11 protein-coding genes are annotated in these 19,471 nt (G+C 68.2%); 5 read left to right on the top strand and 6 right to left on the bottom strand.

From position 1 onward, the window contains the following. Positions 1-22: 22 nt before the first annotated feature. Together EO081_RS15305 and EO081_RS15300 are read right to left on the bottom strand one after the other, a co-directional pair. Positions 23-1,555, bottom strand: a complete 1,533-nt coding sequence (locus EO081_RS15305; RefSeq protein ID WP_206364395.1) for an MGH1-like glycoside hydrolase domain-containing protein — start codon at positions 1,553-1,555, stop codon at positions 23-25. A gap of 56 nt (positions 1,556-1,611) precedes the next feature. After that, positions 1,612-3,249 carry a glycoside hydrolase family 43 protein gene (locus tag EO081_RS15300; RefSeq protein ID WP_240697712.1) on the bottom strand — a complete coding sequence of 546 codons (1,638 nt, stop codon included), beginning with the start codon at positions 3,247-3,249 and terminating at the stop codon, positions 1,612-1,614. 255 nt (positions 3,250-3,504) lie between these two features. On the opposite strand from EO081_RS15300, the gene EO081_RS15295 reads away from it, so the two are divergent. Together EO081_RS15295 and EO081_RS15290 are read left to right on the top strand one after the other, a co-directional pair. After that, positions 3,505-6,654: a TonB-dependent receptor plug domain-containing protein gene (locus EO081_RS15295; RefSeq protein ID WP_129343113.1), complete on the top strand. Its 3,150-nt coding sequence runs from the start codon at positions 3,505-3,507 to the stop codon at positions 6,652-6,654. Positions 6,655-6,705: 51 nt separating this feature from the next. Then, positions 6,706-8,271, top strand: coding sequence for a rhamnogalacturonidase (locus tag EO081_RS15290; protein WP_129343111.1), 1,566 nt, complete (start codon positions 6,706-6,708; stop codon positions 8,269-8,271). Between the two features lie 36 nt (positions 8,272-8,307). On the opposite strand, the gene EO081_RS15285 is transcribed toward EO081_RS15290, so the two are convergent. Further along, a complete protein-coding gene (locus EO081_RS15285) occupies positions 8,308-10,701 on the bottom strand; it encodes a TonB-dependent receptor (protein WP_129343109.1) in 2,394 nt (797 codons plus the stop codon). A 171-nt stretch (positions 10,702-10,872) separates the two neighbouring features. On the opposite strand from EO081_RS15285, the gene EO081_RS15280 reads away from it, so the two are divergent. Continuing rightward, a complete protein-coding gene (locus EO081_RS15280) occupies positions 10,873-12,519 on the top strand; it encodes an alkaline phosphatase D family protein (protein WP_129343107.1) in 1,647 nt (548 codons plus the stop codon). Between the two features lie 10 nt (positions 12,520-12,529). Here the strand turns inward: EO081_RS15280 and EO081_RS15275 are convergent, their stop codons facing one another. Beyond that, positions 12,530-13,477 (bottom strand): NAD(P)H-binding protein, encoded by a 948-nt coding sequence (locus tag EO081_RS15275; RefSeq protein WP_129343106.1) that lies wholly within the window; start codon positions 13,475-13,477, stop codon positions 12,530-12,532. 92 nt (positions 13,478-13,569) lie between these two features. Between EO081_RS15275 and EO081_RS15270 the strand changes: the two genes are divergently transcribed. Then, positions 13,570-14,472, top strand: coding sequence for a LysR family transcriptional regulator (locus EO081_RS15270; protein WP_129343104.1), 903 nt, complete (start codon positions 13,570-13,572; stop codon positions 14,470-14,472). 20 nt (positions 14,473-14,492) lie between these two features. Here the strand turns inward: EO081_RS15270 and EO081_RS15265 are convergent, their stop codons facing one another. After that, a complete protein-coding gene (locus tag EO081_RS15265) occupies positions 14,493-17,492 on the bottom strand; it encodes a glycosyl hydrolase family 28-related protein (protein ID WP_129343102.1) in 3,000 nt (999 codons plus the stop codon). A gap of 92 nt (positions 17,493-17,584) precedes the next feature. Beyond that, entirely contained in the window at positions 17,585-17,851 is a 267-nt protein-coding gene (locus EO081_RS15260) for a helix-turn-helix domain-containing protein (protein ID WP_240697711.1), read from the bottom strand. 273 nt (positions 17,852-18,124) lie between these two features. On the opposite strand from EO081_RS15260, the gene EO081_RS15255 reads away from it, so the two are divergent. Beyond that, positions 18,125-19,471, top strand: coding sequence for a GntT/GntP/DsdX family permease (locus EO081_RS15255; protein WP_129343100.1), 1,347 nt, complete (start codon positions 18,125-18,127; stop codon positions 19,469-19,471).

Below are 19,471 nucleotides of genomic sequence, written 5' to 3'. Positions count from 1 at the left end.
GGCGTTCTCCGAAGGTCGCCGCTCAGCCCCGATCGAGGGGTTCGCGGCGGTTGGGGTGGAGCGTCAGGGTGCGGGGAGACCGGCCCGCGAGCCGAAGCGTGACCCGCTGCGGCTTGGGCTCGATCCCGAGCAGCGCTTGCGGCGTACCGTCGGCCGCCGTGATCAGCCGCGCCGCACCGCCCTCGACCCGGCCGATCGGCTTGCCCGACAGGGTGAGGGTCGCGCCCTTGGCGTCATAGACCATCGCGGCCGTGCCCCCCTTGTCCGTCGGCAGCGACAGCTGCGCGCCGGCGGCGGCCGGGTGCCGGGGGCGCACGTTCCAGTGGAGTGCGTCCGGCTCCTCGACCACGCCGACCAGTCGCCAGCTATAGTCCACCATCACCAGCGCGCAGGGCGAGTAGTGCGGCTCGTCCTCGCCATGGGTGAAGGTGCCGGTCTCGGGATCGATCTGCTGGCGGAAGCTCGGGTCCGCCTGGATTGCCTCGCACCAGGCGTTCATCATCTCGGTGAACTCGGCCGTGCGGCCATAATGCTCGATCCAGCGTGGTGCGCGCATGGCGGTCAGCGCCTGCGACGCCCCGCCCCAGCTGTTCGCCGGGATCGGGCGCACGAAGCTGGGATCGTCCATCGCGATCGAGGCCATGGGATAGCGCGTCCAGAACGCCTGCCGGTTGCCCAGCTGGCGTTCCCACAGGGTATCGAACAGCTTCTGGTCGACGACATGCTCCCCGCACACGCGGCTGAGGATGTCGGAGCGCACGCGAACGAACTGGTTCTGGGCATCCAGGTCGTAGAAGGCGGCATCCTCGGCGACATAGAGCGTGTCCAGGATCCGCCGCCGGATGGCCTCCGCCTGCTCGGCCCAGCGTGCGGCCTCGTTCCGCTTGCCGAGCGCCTCGGCCATTGCCGCCAGTGCGCGGCGGCCGCCGTAGACCGTCGCGGACAAGTCCGGGCACAGCCGCGGCAGCGAGGCGATCGGGTGATGGGTACGTGCGTCCTTGTTCGGACACTGGTTCGGCATGCCCTTCCATCGCGGCGAATTGTCGTGGCCGGTGTCGTAGGTGCAGAAGCCCTCGACCAGCCCCGTGCCGCGCGTATTGCGATGGCGCATCAGCCAGCCGTCCCACGCGCCCCAGCCGCGATAGGCTGCCTCCAGCAGTTCGCCGTCGCCGGTCCCGCGTGCTAGGTCCCAGGCGGTGGCGGCGATCGGCACCACCATCTGGATCTGGCCAAAGCCGGTCTCGACGACCTTGTTGTTCGCCGGCAGCTGTCCGTCAGCGCGCTGCAATTCGAAAAAGGTCAGGTGGCTGTTGCGCGCCACATCCGGGCGGAACTTGCGATAGAGCAGCGCCTCGTGGGGGCCGCACTCCTGCCAGATGCCCTGGTAGACCGATCCCTCGATCAGCACCGGCTTGCTGACGTACGGCATGACCTTCACATTGCCGGCGAGCACGTCGAGGGCAGCGTCATAGGCCGCCTGCCAGCGCGCGTTCGTGGTCGAGAAGTGCGGAACCCCTGCTGCCCCACCCTGCTGGGCGCGAGCAAAAATAGGCATGGCCAGCGTCGCGGCGGCGCTTGCGGCAAGGAATGACCTGCGATCCAAGGACGACCTCATGGGTTGAGCTCCGGATGGTCGACGTGGAACCAGTCGACGTCGATATGGCCGCTCGGGCCCCGCTTGTTGAAGGTGAACAGCGCCGGGCGCGATCCCTTCCACCAGGAGAATCGGGCGAGCGGGATGGCATCGCCGAACGGCGTGAAGCCGCCCGTGCCGAGGCGGTAGCTGTAGCGCACGGTCTGATCGCTGCCGACCTCCGCGCGCAGCTCGATGGTGTCGGCGGTCAGCCGCGGCCCGGCCTGTTCCTCGCCTTCGCGGGCCAGGGTCAGGTGCGTCTCACCCCGCTCGCGCACCGCGCCGATCCAACTCGGGCGTACCCCGAACAGGGTGAGGCCGGCACGCTGGCCATCCGCCATGTGGGACAGGTCGATCCGCGCGGTGATGCCGCTCTCCGGCCCCTGCAACACCTGGGTCAGCGTGTTGCGCGCCGTCACCAGATGCTGCGCCTCGCCTGCCTCCAGCCGCAGCCAGCCCGGGCGCGCCGACAGGCTCCAGCGCCTGTCGTCGGGATTGTGGTTCCACGCCCATTGCAGGCCCAGTTTCGGGGCGCCGAACTCGTCGGAGTCCTGCAGCCGATCCCGCGTGGGCGCATGGCCGGTCTTGGGCCAGGGCGGCGTCATGATCGGCTCGCCCGAGGTCTTGCCAGGCAGCGGGCGGCCCATGATCGGCCAGTCGTCTACCCAGCGCACGGGCTGGAGGTGGACGATGCGGCCGAACGCGCCGGTGCTGTTGAAATGGGCGAACCATCCCTCGCCCGATGGCGTCTCGATCCAGCCGCCCTGATGCGGCCCTTCCAACCGGGTCGAGCCCTGTTCCAGCACGACCCGCCATTCATAGGGCCCGCGAATGGTGCGCGCGCGCAGCGCGACCTGCTGCCCCTTCTCCACCCCGCCGATCGGCGCGAAGATATAGTACCAGCCGTTGCGCTTGTAGAACTTCGGCCCTTCCAGGACCGGCAGGTTCGCCTTGTCCTCGACGATCACCTCGCCCTTGTCGAGCACGCGAGTCCCGTCCGCACTCATGCGGTGGAGGATCAGCGGGCCGGCGCCATGGCGGGAATGGACCAGCCAGGCGGTGCCGTCATCGTCCCAGAAGGGGCACGGGTCTTCCAGCATCCGCTCGTCGATGACCTTGACCGGCTTGCTCCACGGCCCGGCAGGGTCGCTCGCGGTCGCCATGAACACGCCTTCATCGATCGTCGCCCAATAGACGTAGAACCGGCCGTTGTGATGCCGGATCGACGGGGCCCACACGCCGCCTGCGTAGCGCGTGCCTCCCACGGGCTTCGAGATCTTGTCGGTGAGGGTGTGCGGGCCCGGCATGTCGTATTCCGGTGCGAACGGCAGGCGCGGCAACACGCTGCCGATGATCGTCCAATGCACCAGATCATAGGACCGCAGGACCGGGATGCCGGGCGAGAAGTGGAAGCTCGACGACACCATATAATAGGCGTTGCCCACGCGGATGACGTCCGGATCCGAATAGTCGGCGAACAGGATCGGGTTGCGGAACGTGTCCGGCGGGCGCGACGGCTGTTGCGTCCAAACCGCTTTCGCACCGCCACACACGGTCAGCGCCAGCATTGCCAGCGCGATGCGGACAGGCCGCCGCTGTCCCAAGCCTTGAACCATCGCCCCCTCCTGATCCCAAACCGCGAGAGCGTTACCACGCTTCGAATTGTTGCATCTGCGTTGTTCAAATCACGGCAGATTTTGGGTGTCCCCAACTTAGACCACAGTATTGACGTGTTCAACAAGTGGAACTACGTTTCAATATGTCTCGCGAACGTTAGCGCTATCGCGCACGAATTGGCAGCAGGCGGACCAACCGTCGCGCCGCGGGGCGACAGGCCGACCAATGGGTCGGCAGCAAAGGGAGGATGTTTGATGGGGACTCGGGCTCTAGTTCGCGCGCACCTGCTGGGCGGCTCGGCGATATTGACGGCAGCCGTGCTGCTCACAGGCCCGGCCTTTGCGCAGGCGGTGCCCGTCCAGGCGACCGAGCAGGCGGCACCCACGCCCATCGGGCCCACCGGGACTGCCCAAACCAGCACCGTCGACGATCCGAACGGCCAGGCCGGCAGCCAGGTCACTGCGGACGGCCAGCCCGGAGCCGAGGTCATCGTCACGGGGTCGCGCATCGCCCGCAACGGCTTCGACGCGCCGACCCCCGTCAACGTCGTGGATGCGCAGGAGGTGAAGCTCTCGGGCAACCTCAACATCGAACGCACGCTGCAACAGATCCCGCAGACCGTCGCCTCGCAGCTCGGCGGCGCGACGTCCAACACCGTCCCCGGCGGCTATGCCGACGTGAACCTCCGCGGCTTCGGCTCGACCCGCAACCTGGTGCTGGTGAACGGCCGTCGCTTCGCGATCTTCGGGCCGGAGCAGGTCGTCGACCTCAACACCATTCCCTCCACCCTGATCGCCCGCACCGAGATCGTCACCGGCGGCTCCTCGGCCGTCTATGGCTCGGACGCGATCACCGGCGTCGTCAACTTCATCATGCGCACCGATTTCGAGGGCGTCGAGGCGCGCGCCCAGCTGAACCTGGCGGGGCCGACCAGCACGCCCACCTACAACTACGACCTGACCGTCGGAGGCAATTTCGCCGACGGGCGCGGCAACGCCGTCGTCTCGATGAACTATCTCGACCGCGGCTCCATCACCCGCGGGCAGCGCGGCAGCTTCGCCTATCTTTCTCTCTCCGACGGCTGCGTCGTGCCAGGCTCGGGAAGCGCATCCGGCCCCGGCACCCCCTTCACCCCGCCGGCAGGCCAGGGCTGCGTCGCGGGCGGCGGCGAACTCGGCTTCCTGGCCAGCGGCTCAGGCGACATTCCCAACGGGCGCTTCTCGGGCATCCCCGCCTTCGGCGGCACGAACGCCGCGCTGAACGCAGCCTATGCCGCAGCGGGTCTTGGAAGCCTGGGCGGTCGCGGCTTCACCTTCAACGACGAGGGCTCCGCCGCACGCCCCGCGATCACGCCTCAGGACGACTTCAACCTGGGCCCCGACAACTATCTCATCCAGCCGCAAAAGCGCTGGATGATCAACAGCTTCGCGCATTACGACTTCACCGACTCGATTACCGGCTACATGGAGCTCCACTACTCGCACAACGAGGTGGATGCGCGGCTGGCACCGACCAACGTCGGCGCACCGACGCTGTTCAACGTCAACAATCCCTATCTAACGCCCGCACTGCAGGAGGTGTTCCGGCAGCTCGATCTTGCCGAGACGGGGCCGACGACCGTCACCAGCGGCACGGCGACGCGGATCAACAACCCCGGCGACGGCCTGGCGCTGGTCACCGCCGGCCGCCGCTATGTCGAGGTGGGCGCGCGTGCCGCGACGGAGCGGCGTAACGTCTATCGCGGCGCCTGGGGCCTTCGCGGCGATCTCGGCAGCGCGTCCGAGAACTTTCTGACCGACCTGAAGTGGGACGCCTATTACACCTACTCGCGCAGCGAGAACACGCTGCAGCTGCGCAACGCCCTGTCGCGCAGCCGACTTCAGGAATCGCTGCTTTCGAACGGTGGCGCAGCCCCCTTGTGCAACATCTTCGGCGCGAACGTCAGCGCAGAATGCGCAGCCGCAATCCGCATCAACGCCACCAACACCACCGTCGCCACGCAACAGGTCGCGCAAGCCAGCCTGACCGGCAACCTCGTCAACCTGCCGGCCGGCGCGCTCGGCTTCTCGGGCGGCTTCGAGTGGCGCAAGGTCAGTGCGACCTTCTCACCGGACTCCTTCCTGGCATCGGGCGACGTCGCCGGCTTCAACCCGGGCCTGCCGACCCAGGGCTCGGTTTCGGTGAAGGAAGGGTTCGGCGAAGTCCGGATCCCGCTGATCCACAACACGCCGTTCATCGAAAGCCTCGCCTTCAACGGTGCGTTCCGCTTCTCCGACTACAGCTTGGATGGCGTGGGCGGCCAATGGACCTATTCGGCCGGCCTCGACTGGCGCGTGTCGCGCGACCTCACGTTGCGCGGCCAGTACCAGCGCGCGATCCGCGCCCCCAACGTCGGGGAGCTCTACGGCGGCATCAATCGCGTCGTCGGCGCTGCGACCGACCCCTGCTCGGGCCGTGCGCCGGCTTCGCAGCAGACCGAGGCGGTGCGCGCGGTGTGCATCGCGACGGGCGTGCCGGCGGCGGCGGTCTTCTCGCCCGACGTGCAGCCCAATTCGATCATCCCGGCGGACTTCGGCGGCAACCCCAACCTCGATGCCGAGAAGTCGAACACCTATACCGCGGGTGCCGTTCTCACGCCGCGCTTCGCACCAGGGCTCTACCTGAGCGTCGATTACTTCAACATCGACCTGAAGGGGGCGGTTGCCGCGCTCGGCGGCGGGCTGCAGAACACTTTCAACCTCTGCTACCTGACGTTGCAGGATGCGAGCAGCGAATATTGCCGCGCGCTTACCCGGGATCCCCGCACGGGCGAACTCAACGATCCCTATGTCGCCCGCATCCTGAACGCGAACACCGGCTCGATGCAGACCGAGGGCATCGACTTCGCCGGCCGCTACCGCTTCGACATCGGATCGGGCGACACCTCGGTCGAGCTTAGCTCCACCTTCACCTACCTGCTCGACTTCACGTTGACGCCGGTCGCCGCATTCCCGGACATCAAGAACAAGTGCGTCGGCGCGTTCGGTCCCACCTGCGGGCAGCCGCTGCCGGAATGGCGCGGCACCACGCGGGCGACGCTCCACATGGGCGAGTTCTCGGCAAGCGTCCGCCATCGCTACATCGGCCCGGTGACCACGGATCGCTACATCGTGCCGCTGCGCCAGAATGCTGAGACCGCTCCGCCGATCACCAACTTCGCCTATCCGCGCCTAGCTGCGCAGAACTATGTCGATGTCTCGTTCAGCCTGGGCGTGACGGACAAGGTCGAGTTCTTCGGGGGCGTCAACAACGTGCTCAACAACAAGCCCCCGATCACCACCCAGGGGCCGAGCGCCAACACCTTCTCGGCCACCTACGACGTGCTCGGGCCGGAGTTCTTCCTGGGCGCCACCGCGAAGTTCTGATCTGTGAGGGGTGGGCTCCCCCACCCCTTGGGTTGCGGAGAAAGAGACAGGATGTTGATCGATCGTCGTTCCGCGCTGCTGGGCGGGGCCGTTGCCGCCGGCGGCCTGGTCCTGTCCCCCGCATGGGCCGCCGGACAGGCCGCCGGTGAAGGCTGGGTCAGCGTCCGCCGCTTCGGGGCGAGGGGTGACGGCCGTTCCCTCGACACGTCCGCGATCAACCGTGCGATCGATCATGCCGCAGCGCGAGGCGGCGGCACCGTCGTGTTCCCCGCCGGCACCTATGCTTCCCATACCATCCGGCTGAAGAGCCGGGTGTCGCTCTACCTGGACCAGGGCGCGACGATCCTTGCCGCCGCCCCCACCGCGAGCGCTGGCTATGATGTCGCCGAGCCGCAGGACCCGGGCGCGGTCGGCTTCCAGGATTTCGGCCACAGCCATTGGCGCAACAGCCTGATCTGGGGCGAGGGACTGCACGACATCGCGATCCTCGGCCCCGGCCTCATCTGGGGCAAGGGGCTCGGCCGCGGCGACGGCAAGGACAATTGGCTGAAGGACCCCTCGGGACCCGGCACCGGCAACAAGGCGATCGCCCTCAAGAACTGCCGCAACGTCCTGCTGCGCGACTTCAAGGTGCTGGAAGGCGGCTGGTTCGCGCTGCTCGCGACCGGCGTCGACAACATGACGATCGACAATGTCGTCGTCGACACCAACCGCGACGGCTTCGACATCGACTGCTGCCGCAACGTGCGCGTCACCAACTGCACGGTGAACTCGCCCTGGGACGACGGCATCTGCCCCAAGTCGAGCTATGCGCTGGGCGAGCCGCGCATCACCGAGAACCTGACGATCGCCAACTGCTTCGTGACCGGCAATTACCAGGTCGGCTCCGTCATCGACGGAAGCTTCCGCAAGATGCCGGCCGACTTCGCCCCGCAGATCCACGGGCGCATCAAGTTCGGGACCGAGACCAACGGCGGCTTCCGCAATGTGGCGATCAGCAACTGCGTGTTCGAGGACAGCCGCGGCCTGGCGATCGAGACGGTCGACGGCGGCGTGATCGAGGATTTCGCGATCAGCAACATCACCATGCGCGGGATCGTCGACGCGCCGCTGTTCCTGCGCCTGGGCAAGCGCATGCGCGGTCCCGCCGGACGGCCGATCGGGACGCTCAAGCGCGTGATGATCCAGAACGTGACCAGCAGCAACGCGACGCCCCTGCCCTCGGTCTTCGCCGGACTTGCCGGGCATCCGATCGAGGACGTGTCCCTGTCCGACATCTACCTCCACCATGTCGGGGGGGCGGCGATGGCGCAGGTGCGCCCACCCGAGAACGAGCTCGGCTATCCCGAGGCCACCATGTTCGGAGACCTTCCCGCGACGGGACTGTTCGCGCGCCACCTCCGCAACCTGGAAATGCACCATGTCGAGATCGCGACCGCGGCGCCCGATCCGCGACCCGCGATCTGGCTGGAGGACGTGGCCGATGCGGACATCACCAACCTTCGCGCCCCGCGGGGCGAAACCTTCGCGCTCACCGACGTCACCGGATTTCGCAGCACCGGCGCGCGCTGGCTGAAGGACCGGCAGGTCGACGGCCGCATCACCGACCGCTTCTAGCGCGCCGCCGCCCGATGCGGGCGGCGGCGATAGGGTTCAGAAGCGGGCGCCGAGTTCCACGCCATAGAAGCGCGGCTCGCCTGCGATGTAGGTCGGGATGCCGAAGCCGCCGCCGGTGTTGCCGGCATCGATCAGATACTGCTCGTCCGTCAGGTTCCGCGCAAAGCCCCCGATCCGGTAGCGGCCGTCCGCGGTTTCGATTCCGGCGCGAAGGTTGACCAGCGCATAGCCGTCCTGGCTGATCGCCTCGTTGTTCGGCACCTCGAAGTACACCTTCGATCGGTAGGTGACGGTCGGCGTCGCATAGAGCGTCCAGTTGCCGACCGGCACGCGCAGCGATGCGCCGCCCGACGCCGTCGTGTCGGGCTGCAGGCGGAAGCGGTTGCCGGCATAGACGCCGTTCGCCGCATCATCCGCGATCCCGCCATCGAGGTAAGAGAAGCTGCCGAACAGGGTCAGCACCGGCGAAATGGCAAGGCTCGCCTCCAGCTCGACGCCCAGATTGTCGGCCGATCCGGCGCTTTGCGTGCGGGTGACGCCGTCCTCGCCGGTGACGGAGACCTGGAACCCCTTGTACCGCTGGTAGAAGACGGACGCCGCGCCGGTGAACGGGCCGACCCGCCCCTTGATGCCGCCTTCGTAGTTCCAGACCGTTTCCTCGGGCACCAACTGAAGGTTCGGCACCACGCCGGCGGCGCTGTTGGCGGCGCTCAGCTGCACGACCGGCGAGCGCCGGCCCTTGCTGACGGTGCCATAGAGGTTGAGGCTGTCGTTCAGCCGGAACAGCGCGTTGAACCGCGGCAGCAGCGCCGCAAAGCTGCGCTGCGCCGTCAGCTTCGCGCCCTGGGTGTTCGCGGTGCCGATCAGGCTGGTGCGAATGCCGAGTGCGGCCAGAATCACGGAGTTGGGCTGGATCGAGCTGTAGCCGGACTTGCGGTCCTCGATCAGCACGCGGGCGCCCGCGGTCAGTTCCAGGCGCGGCGTCGGGATCCAGGTGGCGTCGGCGAACACCGAATAGGTGTCGTTGTTGCCGTAGTTGCTGAACTCCGACGCGTAGGGAAGCTCACGGAGCGCACCGCCGGTGACGATCGACGTCACCTGCGTCGCCGGGATGGTGCCGTTCGGCAGAACACAGCCCGTTCCGGTGGGAATCCCGGCCGCCTGGAGCTGGGCGCGGATCGGCGCATAGGCTGCCGCCACCGAGCAGGCGAGATACGTCCCCTCCTCCGTCGAGAAGGGCACGCGCTGATAGCCGTTTTCGAAAAAGGCGTTCCAGCCGAAGGCCGCGCGATACTCCGCACCTTCGAACGAGAAGCGGCCCTCGTGACTCCACTGCTCCCCCTTCGCATCCTCTGCGAACTCGAGGTACCAGGCCGGGCCGCCATCGGCGTCGAACACCTCCAGCGCGTCGAAATGGCGGAAGCCGTTGACGGTCGTGAAGCGGATACCGTCCGCCAGATCGACGTTCACCGTCAGGTTGGCGTCATAGACGTTGCGGTCGAGCCCGAGCTTGCGTGCGCCGAGCACCTCTTCGCTGTAGGGAGAGCCCGACAGCTCGGCATAGCCATAGTCGCCGGTCTGCCCGCCAGTGGGGGCATGCGCGCGCGACTTGAACGCGGTGCCGGGATTGCGCTGCCCATCATAGGTGAGGACCAGGTCCGCGGTCACCGCATCGCTCGGCTGCCAGCGAAGCGATCCGCGGATGCCGCGCTGGTCCTGACCATTGAGGTCGTCCTGGTCGACCCGGCCCTGGTTCTGGTTCGGAACGTCGGGATCGCCGGCGATGTTGCGGACATAGCCGCGGCGGTATTTGTAGGCGAAAGCGATACGCCCCGCGAGCACCTCGTCCCCCGCGTTCAGGAAGCCGGAGACCTGGGTGCGATCGAAGTTGCCGTAGGAGCCGGCGACCTCTCCCGAGAAACCCGGCTCGGGTGCGGCGGGCACGATGCTGATCGCGCCGACTGCAGCCGCGGTGCCGAACAGCGTCGCCTGCGGACCCTTCACCACCTCGATGCGGGCCAGGTCGTACAAGTCCTGATAGGCGCCACGCGAACGGCTGATGTCGACGCCGTTATAGTAGAGCGTGACGCGCGCGCCCTGCTGTGCGGAGCCCGAGTCCGAGGTGATGCCGCGGATCACGAAGCCGGGGTTGTTGGCGCTCTGCTCCTGCACCTGAAGGCCCGGGATGAACGCCGCCACCTCGTCGAGTTCGGACACGCCGATGTCGGCCATGTGCTCGCCCGACAGCGCGGTGACCGTGACCGGCACGTCCTCGATCCGCTGCGCGCGCTTCTGTGCCGTGACGATGACCTCGCCCGCTTCGAAGGCCGGTCCCTCGCCCTCCGGCTGGGCACTCGCCTGCGCCAGCGCGCCCGACGATACCCCGGCGCCGAGCGTCGCCAGAACGAACCCCAATCCAAACTTCCGCATCTTCTGTTTCCCCCAAACGGCGACGCCGCCCGACTAGGGAGGACAGGTGACAAAGCGGCGGCAGCCGCGTGACGCGGCAGTGACGCGCGCTTCCCCAAAATGTCACGCCTCCGCAACCGAAGTGTCGCGCGCGCTGCTTAGTGGCCGCGGCAGATTTGGGGAGCATTTTCGATGACGATCAACCGCCGCGGCGCCTTGTCCCTGCTGGGAACGGGCCTTGCCCTGACATTGCCCGCAGGCGCCGGCGCGGCACCGGGCGCGGTCCACTTCGACCATGGTGTCGCAAGCGGCGATCCCTCGGCGGACGGTGCGATCCTGTGGACTCGCGCGACCCCGCCCGCCGGAGCCACCGCCGACATTCCGCTGCGCTGGCACGTGGCCCCGGCGGAGGGCGCGCCGCCGATCGCTTCCGGTGAAGTGGCCGCCCGGGCAGCACGCGACTTCACGGCCAAGGTCGCGGCAAGCGGCCTCTCCGCCGGCACCGAATATTGGTTTTGGTTCACGAGCGAGGACGGCACGCGCTCGCCGGCCGGCCGATTCCGCACGCTCCCGACCGGTGCAACGACGGAACTGGTGTTCGCGGTGGTCTCCTGCCAACTCTACCCGGGCGGGCTCTACAATGCCTATGACGCGATCGCGCGCAGCGACCGGCTCGACGCAGTGCTCCACCTGGGCGACTATATCTACGAATATGGTGCGGAAGGATATGGCGCGGAGATGGGTGCCAGGCTCGGTCGCCTGCCCGAGCCGCGGCACGAGATCCTGACGCTCGCCGATTACCGCCTCCGCCACGCGCAGGTGAAGCGCGATCCCGACATGCAGGCAGCGCATGCCCGCGCCGCCTTTATCTGCGTGTGGGACGATCATGAGGTCGCCAACGACAGCTGGATGCACGGCGCCGAGAACCACGATGCTGCCACGGAAGGCGACTGGGAGAAGCGCAAGGCGGCAGCGATGCAGGCCTATTTCGAGTGGATGCCGATCCGCGATCCGCGCCCGGGCCAGCCGTGGGACGCGATCAACCGCAGCTTCGAATTCGGCGACCTGGCGACACTGGCGATGGTCGAGACCCGCCTTCTCGCCCGCGCGCGCCAGGTCGCGGCCAAGGGCGCCGCTCCGACCCAAGCCGATTATGCGCCGATGATGGCGGAGCGTGCGCGCGCCGATCGGGAGCTGCTGGGCCCCCGTCAGCAGCGCTGGCTCGAAGGAACGCTTGCGGCCTCGGTGAAGGCGGGCAAGCCGTGGCAGGTCCTAGGCAATCAGGTGGTGATGGCGCGCGTCGCCGGCCCCGACGTCGAGCGCCAGCTCGGCGCGGAACGCCACGCGGCGATGATGGCGAAGATGCCCGCCGCCTATCGCGAGCGGATGGCCGCGGCGCTCGCCTCCTATCGCGCCGGCCTGCCGTTCAACTTCGACAGCTGGGACGGCTATCCGGCCGCGCGCGAGCGGCTGTACGCCAGCTTCCGCCGGGCAGGATCGCGGCCGATCGTGCTGTCGGGCGACAGCCACGCTGCCTGGGCCAACGACCTCCACGACCAGAAGGGCACGCTTGCCGCGGTCGAGTTCGGCACGACGGCGATCAGCAGCCCTTCCTACGGCTCGCTGCTGCCGGGCATCGGCCGGCTGATCGCGGACACGAACGAGGAAGTGCAGTTCTGCGATCAGGACAACAAGGGGTTCCTTCGCCTGACGCTCACCCGCGAGGCGGCGGTCGCGGAGTTCGCGACCGTCTCCACTATCGTCGCCAAGCCCTATACGACCGCGGTGGCCGCCCGCTTCCGAGCGACCTCCAGCGGGCCGCTCCAGCGTCTGGCCTGAGCGGGAAGGCTCACCGGCGACCAAGTCCCTCCAGGGTTGCGCGGAGGGCTTGGTCGAGCGGTGTCTCGGGCACGGTGCCGAGGAACCCGCGCAGCTTGGTATCCGCCAGGCGCAGCGGGCGTCGCCACAGATAGATCATCTCCCGCATCTCGCGCAGCGTCTCGTTGAACGGCGCCAGCGCGTGCACGACCGGCCAGGGGAACGGGTAGATGGGCGCGCGCGGCCGCCCCGCCGCCCGGCGGATTGCCTCTGCGAACGCGCGGTTGTCGTCCACCCAGTGGCCGCCGAAGTGAAAGACCTCGACTCTGTCCAGCGCGCCTTCGCGGGCGAGCAGGCGCACCATGGTGGCGGCCAGATCGGGAAGATAGGCCCATGCATGGCCGACCCCCGCCCGCGCGGGATTGAACACCCGCTTCACGGGACCGGGCGTAGGCAGCATTCCCTGCGCCAGCCAGCTGTTGCCCGTGCGCGGCCCGAAGAAGTCCCCGGCCCGCACGATCAGGGTCTTCACGCCGGCCTCGCGCAACCGGTCTTCCATGGCGACCCGGATCGCGCCCTTGCGCGTGGTCGGTCGCTGCGGAGCCGCCTCGTCCACCACCGCCCCCACGTCGGGTCCGTAGTTATAGACGGTGCCGGGAAGCAGCAGCCTTGCGCCCCCGGCCGCAGCCGCCGCGATGCTGCTCTCCAGCATCGGCAGGGCAAGCCCCTTCCAGTTGCGATAGCCGGGCGGATTGGCGCCGTGCACCACGACCTCCACCCCGGCTGCCGCGCGTACGACCGAGGCGGCATCCAGGGCGTCGCCGGCCACCCACTCCAGTGCCGGGTTGCTTGCCCGCGCTCGCCCCGGCTCCCGATGCAGCGCCCGCACTGCCCAGCCGCCCGCCTGCAGCGCCCGTGCGACCTCGCCGCCAATCCCGCCTGTGGCCCCGATCACCAGCGCCGTCTTCTTCTGCTCCATCCTGTCCGCCTCCTTGCCTGTCGCCGCAGACATCGCCCGGTCGCGTGCGAACGGAAATTGCCGAAGCTCGCAGCTCTGCTATGCAGAAATGCATGGATCATCCGCAGCCTGGCTGGGAGCTTTGGCGCACCTTCGACGCCGTGATGCGGGAGGGAACGCTGTCCGGTGCTGCCCGCACGCTTGGCCTCACCCAGCCGACCGCAGGCCGCCACATCGCAGAGCTTCAGGCCGCGCTCGGTGCAGGGGCGCTGTTCACGCGCTCGGGCCGCGGGCTCCAGCCGACGGAGGAAGCCCACGCCCTCGCTCCCCATGCCCGCGCGATGGCGCTCGCCGCCGCCGCGCTGGTGCGCACCGCCTCCGCTCCCAGCGGGGCCGAGGCGGGCGTCGTCCGCATCAGCGCCAGTGAAGTGGTCGGCGCCGAGGTGCTGCCGCCGATCCTCGCCAGGCTGAACGCGGAGCATCCGCGCCTCACCTTCGAGCTGCTCCTCACCAACGCGTCGTCCGACCTGCTCCGTCGCGATGCGGATCTCGCGGTGCGGATGACCCCGCCGCGACAACAGGCGCTGTTGGCGAAGGCGGTCGGGCGCATCCGGCTCGGCCTCTATGCGCATGGCGATTATCTGGCGCGCTCAGGCCCGCTCGAGACCATGGAGGATCTCGCCGGCCACGCGCTGATCGGCTTCGATCGGGACGCGGCGGCGCTTCGCTCGATCCATGCCGAACTGGCGGCGCTTCCGGATTTCACGCTGCGCACCGACAACCAGCTGGCGCAGGTGGCGGCGGTGCGTGCCGGCTTCGGGGTGGGGATCGTCCAGGATCCGATCGCCCGGCGCGACCCGGCGCTGGTGCCGGTGCTCCGCGATGCCTTTGTCGCCCATCTCGACGTCTGGATCGTCATGCACGAGGACCTGCGCAGCACCCGGCGCATGCGCATCGCCTTCGACGCCCTGGTGGCGGGCATGACGGCGCATGTGCGTGCCGGCGGCGGGGGCTAGCCGCCGCCGGCACGCCGCGATCAGATGCCGGTCGCGTACAGGCTGTGATGGGTCAGGATGTAGAGCGTCCGCCGGTCGGGTCCGCCCAGCAGCAGCTGCAGCGGCCGCTCCGGCACGTCGATCCGCCGCTGCAGGCGCGAGTCCGGGCCGTAGACGAACACCTGCCCGTTCGCGACATAGAGGTTGCCGGCAGCATCCCGCGCCACGCTCTCGCCGCCGCGATCCGCCACGATCTTGAGGTCGGTCACCCGGCCGCCCTCGGCCACCCGGCCGCTGTAGGTCCGGTTCTCCGATGCGTTGGTGACGACGACCCGGCCCTCGGCATCGGCCGCGACCAGCCCATAGGCGTCGAGGGTGTCCGACCAGCGCCACCCGCGATGATCGTCCGGCCCCTGATTCCACACGCGGAAGGCCGGCAGCACCAGCGATCCGTCCGGCGAGACATATTCCTGCGCCTTCGCCTCCCCCATCTTGTCGGTGAAGAAATGGGACAGCGGCGGATAGGTGTAGGTCGCGGGATCGATGCGGTCGGCGAACTCGCCATTCGCCCAGACGTTGACCGGAAGCAGGGTCGAGGCACCGTTGTGCGCGCGAACCGGCGTGGGGGCGATCACGCGGACATCGGCCGGCTTTTCCGGATCGATGCTGAACACCGTGCCGTCCCGACCTGCCGAGGAGAGCACCAGCAGGTCGCCGGAACGGTCGACCGCCAGATTGACGGCGTCGAGCGGCGCGTCGGCGACGATCGTCAGCCCCTCGGGCTTGGACCAGCCGTGGATGCGCTGAAAAAAGCGGTCGATGAAGAAGAGCTTGCCGTTGGCATCCACCGCGCCGCCGGCGATCGAGTAGAAGCCGTCCGCGAGCTTCTCCACCCCCGGCGAGACGGGCACCCCGGACTGGGTTGCGGCGGCGGTGGGCGCGGAGGGCAGGTCGAGGCGCGCGAACTCCCGCTCGCGGACCTCCTGTTGCCGGGTCATGTCCTTGATCGCGTTTTCGAACGGGAATTTGCTCGCGCGGGTGAAGGTGCCGCAGCCCTTCGCGTCGCAGCTCGCAAAGCCGCTCTCGGCGTTCACATGGACGTTGCGGAAGCGGATGTCGCCCGAGTTGTAGAGCTTCACCGCCGCATCCATCGGCTTGATCGACCGCGTCACGCGGTAGCCGTGATAGTTGGCGAACAGGATGTTGCGCGAGTTGTGGAATTCGGTCGAGACCGCGTTAACGCCGTCCTGCACCTCCTGCTCGGTCTGGGGCGCGAGGAATTCCCAGTTCTCGACGTTCTTGAGCACGATCTCGGCACGGTAATGATGCTCGGCCGACAGCTGGTACACATGACCCGGCGTCTTGGTGTCGGAGACGTAGAAGCCGGCGGATGCAAGCGTGTTGGGCGACCACAGCGCGGCAAAGGTTCCGCCGCCCCCGTCGGTCACCCAGATGCTCGGATACTGCCCGTCGAAGCGCGCGCGCGGATCGCCGAAGCCGATCGGGCTGCCCTTGGTCAGCACGGTGCCGCCGCCGCCCTGGATCTTGACATCGTTGACCTCCGACGTTTCGCCCGCGCGCCACAGCAGCGCCGTCGCACGCGGATTGACGCCACCGGTCCACAGTCCCAGGCCGTGGACGATGGCATTGCCCCCCTTCGCGCTCTGGATCAGTGCCTTGGGCCCGCCGACGCCCATGAACGCCGGAGTCTGGTCCGGCAGATAGAGGTGGGTGAGGCTGGGGTGGAGCGCGATCAGCACGGTGTCCGGACGCAGCTTGAGCGTGTCGGTGACGCGGTACCGTCCCAGCGGCAGGTAGAGCACGCGGTGGGTGTCGATGGCGCGCTGCAGCGCCGCCGTATCGTCGGTCGTGTCGTCGCCCTTCACGCCGAGATCGCGGACGTTGGTCCATTGCGACACGGGTGGCAGCGCGCGGATCTTCGCCGCCGGCCGCGCCGGCGTGCGGCTGAGCGGCGCCATCTCGACGTCGGTCGCATAGTCGCCGATCGTGCCCAGCCCGAAGAGCTTGAGCCCGTAGGAGAAGTCCTTGACCTGGTAGCGGGCCCCCGACCCGGCCACCGTCTTCCCGCTGTCGCGGAAGCGGGCGAACGTGGGGGTGTTGACCGCCACCGCATCGGCGAAGCCTACCTGGGTGAAGACGTTGTTCTCTTCGGAGATCAGCACGCCCGCATTCGAGACATTCTCGAACCGCACCTGCTTGCCGAACAGCGAATCCGAATAGCCGCGGTCGATCTCGATGCCGACGGGCGTGTCGCGGATGGCGACGTTCACCAGCGTCAGGTCGACCTCGTGCTCGCGGATCGCGGCATCGCGCTGGCCCTGGAACTCGGAGTCGATCAGCGTGAACTGCCAGGCAGGCGAGGTCTTCTCCGACATGATGCCATAGCGGCCGCCATAGAAGCGGAGGTTCTCGAACTCGTTGCCCGCCTGGTACACGCCCGCGAGCCCGGAGCCGATGTGGAAGTCGACGTGGCGCAGATAGCCGTGCTGCGCGACGCGGAAGCGCACGGCGACCGCGCCTGCGTTGCCCGCGCCGATCCGGAAATCGACGTTGGAAAGCGCCGAGTAGAAGGTGCTGGACGTCGCGTCGAAGATGCTGGGATCGAACGGAACGCTGGTGCGCGGCGGCACCGGCGCCTTGCCGACACGATATTGATCCTCCCCCGTGAAGGCCACCATCGCCGCGACGCCCGAGCCGAAGCCGGCGGTATTGTCGCCCAGGATGATCTCCGGACGGGTGGGGCCGACGCCGAACACCCGCACGGCGGACTTCACGAAGATGGTGCGGCTGATCCGGTATCGACCGGAGGGCAGGAACACCACGCCCCCATGGCGGCTTTCGGCCGCAGCATCGATCGCCTGCTGGATCGCGGCGCTATCGTCCGCACGTCCGTCGCCCACGCCCCTCACGGTGATCGCGCGCGGGTCTTCGGGAGCCTGGAGGTAGACCGACGAGGACTTCGCCACAACCGGGACGGGCAGCATCAATGCAGCCGCGCCAAGCAGCCAGGTCGCCTTCATCCATCATCTCCCTCTGTTTTGGTATCGTTACCATTTATGCACGGATGAAGCGGCAGTTCCAGCCGTGTTCGGGCCTGTTGCAGCCGGCGGTGTCAGGAAAGGTGGTGGGTCAGCGCCTGTGCGGCGATCGCCACCTGTGTACGGTTGCGCACGTTCAGCTTGCGCATGAGCGCGGTCATGTGCGCCTTCACGGTCGCCTCGGCGATGCCGAGATCAAAGGCGATCTGCTTGTTGAGCAGTCCTGAGTGCACGCCGCGCAAGACCTTGATCTGCGTGGGCGTCAATTGCGCCAGACCCGTCTCGCCCGCGTGGATCGCGAGCGGTTCGGATCGGCGAGTCTGTTGGGCGGTCCCTCCCATCGACATCCTCCTCCTGGTTGGCTTCTTCGGCCTCGTCCGCCTGGACGTTCGCTCCAGGCGACCTCTTGTCGCAGCGCTCCACCCTTGTGGATTCGGTTGGACAGGTTTCGAGTATGATCCCGCAATTTGGGGCCGATCAAGCCTTTTTCATTGCTGATCCTCAAAAACCTGTCCTACAGCTGCAGGTGGAAGGCAAAATGCCGCCGGACCCTTGGGAGGGATGTCGATGATCCAGGCGCTGGTTTCCCGCGCGTATGTCCGCGGGCTCGCAGAATGACAGGCGAAGACCTTCGTCTGATCGGCGCGGCGCTCGGCGGGATCCTGCTCGCGGTGCTGATGATCGTCCGCGGGCGCCTCCATCCCTTCATCGGCCTGCTCTGCGGCGCATTCGCCGTCGGACTGCTCGCAGGCCTCCCCCTGCCGGAGACCGCCAAGGCAGTGCAGAAGGGCGTTGGCGACATCATCGGCGGCACCGGCCTGGTCGTGGCACTCGGCCTGTCGCTGGGCGCGATGCTGCACCTGTCGGGCGGCGCTGCCACGCTCGCGAAAGGCGCGCTACAGCTGACCGGGGCGCGGGCCGCACCCTGGGCTACTCTGGGCATCGCGATCGTCATCGGCCTGCCGTTGTTCTTCGAGACGGGTCTCGTTCTGTTGCTGCCGATCGTCGTCGCGGCAGCCGAATCGATGGCGGGTGACGATCCTGCCGAACGGGATACGGCCAAGCTGCGCCTGATCATGCCGGCACTCGCGGGCCTGGGCGTCGTGCACGCGCTGGTGCCCCCGCATCCCGGTCCGCTGCTGGCCGTCGAGGCGCTGGGCGCCGATCTCGGCCGCACGATGCTCTACGGCATCCTGATCGCGATCCCCACCGCGATCGTGGCAGGACCGCTGCTGGCGAAGGTCACCGCACGCGGCGTGCGGCTGGAGGCGCCGGTCCTCACCGATCACAAGCTGGACATCGCGACACCCGGCCGCGGAAGCGCGCTGCTCATCGTGCTCCTTCCCGTCCTTCTGATCGCCGCGGGCGAGATCGGGCAGATGCTGCCGGGGCTGCGCGGCAACACGGCGCTTGCCGCCGCGAGCAACCCGGTCGTGGCATTGCTCATCGCCAACCTGCTCGCGCTGCCGCTGCTGTTCGGACGGCGCCTGCGCGAGGCGGCGATCCAGGACGCGGTGTGGTACGAGACCATGGGTGCTGCCGGTGCGATCCTGCTCGCGATTGGTGCGGGTGGTGCGCTCAAGCAGGTGCTGGTGACCGCCGGTCTCTCGGACCTGCTCGCGCGGATCGTGCTGATGTACGCCATCTCGCCGCTGCTGCTCGGGTGGCTGGTCGCGGTCGGCATCCGGCTCGCCGCCGGCTCCGCGACGGTGGCGACGATCACGGCCGTCGGCATCATGCCGGGGGTGGTGGCGGGATCGGGCGTCTCCCCCGAGCTCGTCGTGCTGGCGGTGGGCGCCGGATCGGTGTTCTTCAGCCATGTGAACGATCCGGGCTTCTGGCTGGTCAAAAGCTATGTCGGCACCAGCACCGCCGACACATTCCGCACCTGGTCGTTGCTGGAAACGGCGATCTCGGTCGTCGGCCTCCTGCTGGTCCTGGCGCTGAGCTATGTCGTCTGA

Origin of the sequence: Sphingomonas desiccabilis, from assembly GCF_004135605.1 — a bacterium.
In the GTDB taxonomy this organism is placed as follows: Bacteria; Pseudomonadota; Alphaproteobacteria; order Sphingomonadales; family Sphingomonadaceae; genus Sphingomonas; species Sphingomonas desiccabilis.
This window is presented reverse-complemented; position numbering and strand designations above follow the sequence as displayed.

Coding starts and splice junctions, on each gene's coding strand:
- EO081_RS15305 (WP_206364395.1), bottom strand. CDS start 1,555: ATGCCTATTTTTGCTCGCGCCCAGCAGGGTGGGGCAGCAGGGGTTCCG.
- EO081_RS15300 (WP_240697712.1), bottom strand. CDS start 3,249: ATGGTTCAAGGCTTGGGACAGCGGCGGCCTGTCCGCATCGCGCTGGCA.
- EO081_RS15295 (WP_129343113.1), top strand. CDS start 3,505: ATGGGGACTCGGGCTCTAGTTCGCGCGCACCTGCTGGGCGGCTCGGCG.
- EO081_RS15290 (WP_129343111.1), top strand. CDS start 6,706: ATGTTGATCGATCGTCGTTCCGCGCTGCTGGGCGGGGCCGTTGCCGCC.
- EO081_RS15285 (WP_129343109.1), bottom strand. CDS start 10,701: ATGCGGAAGTTTGGATTGGGGTTCGTTCTGGCGACGCTCGGCGCCGGG.
- EO081_RS15280 (WP_129343107.1), top strand. CDS start 10,873: ATGACGATCAACCGCCGCGGCGCCTTGTCCCTGCTGGGAACGGGCCTT.
- EO081_RS15275 (WP_129343106.1), bottom strand. CDS start 13,477: ATGGAGCAGAAGAAGACGGCGCTGGTGATCGGGGCCACAGGCGGGATT.
- EO081_RS15270 (WP_129343104.1), top strand. CDS start 13,570: ATGGATCATCCGCAGCCTGGCTGGGAGCTTTGGCGCACCTTCGACGCC.
- EO081_RS15265 (WP_129343102.1), bottom strand. CDS start 17,492: ATGAAGGCGACCTGGCTGCTTGGCGCGGCTGCATTGATGCTGCCCGTC.
- EO081_RS15260 (WP_240697711.1), bottom strand. CDS start 17,851: ATGGGAGGGACCGCCCAACAGACTCGCCGATCCGAACCGCTCGCGATC.
- EO081_RS15255 (WP_129343100.1), top strand. CDS start 18,125: ATGACAGGCGAAGACCTTCGTCTGATCGGCGCGGCGCTCGGCGGGATC.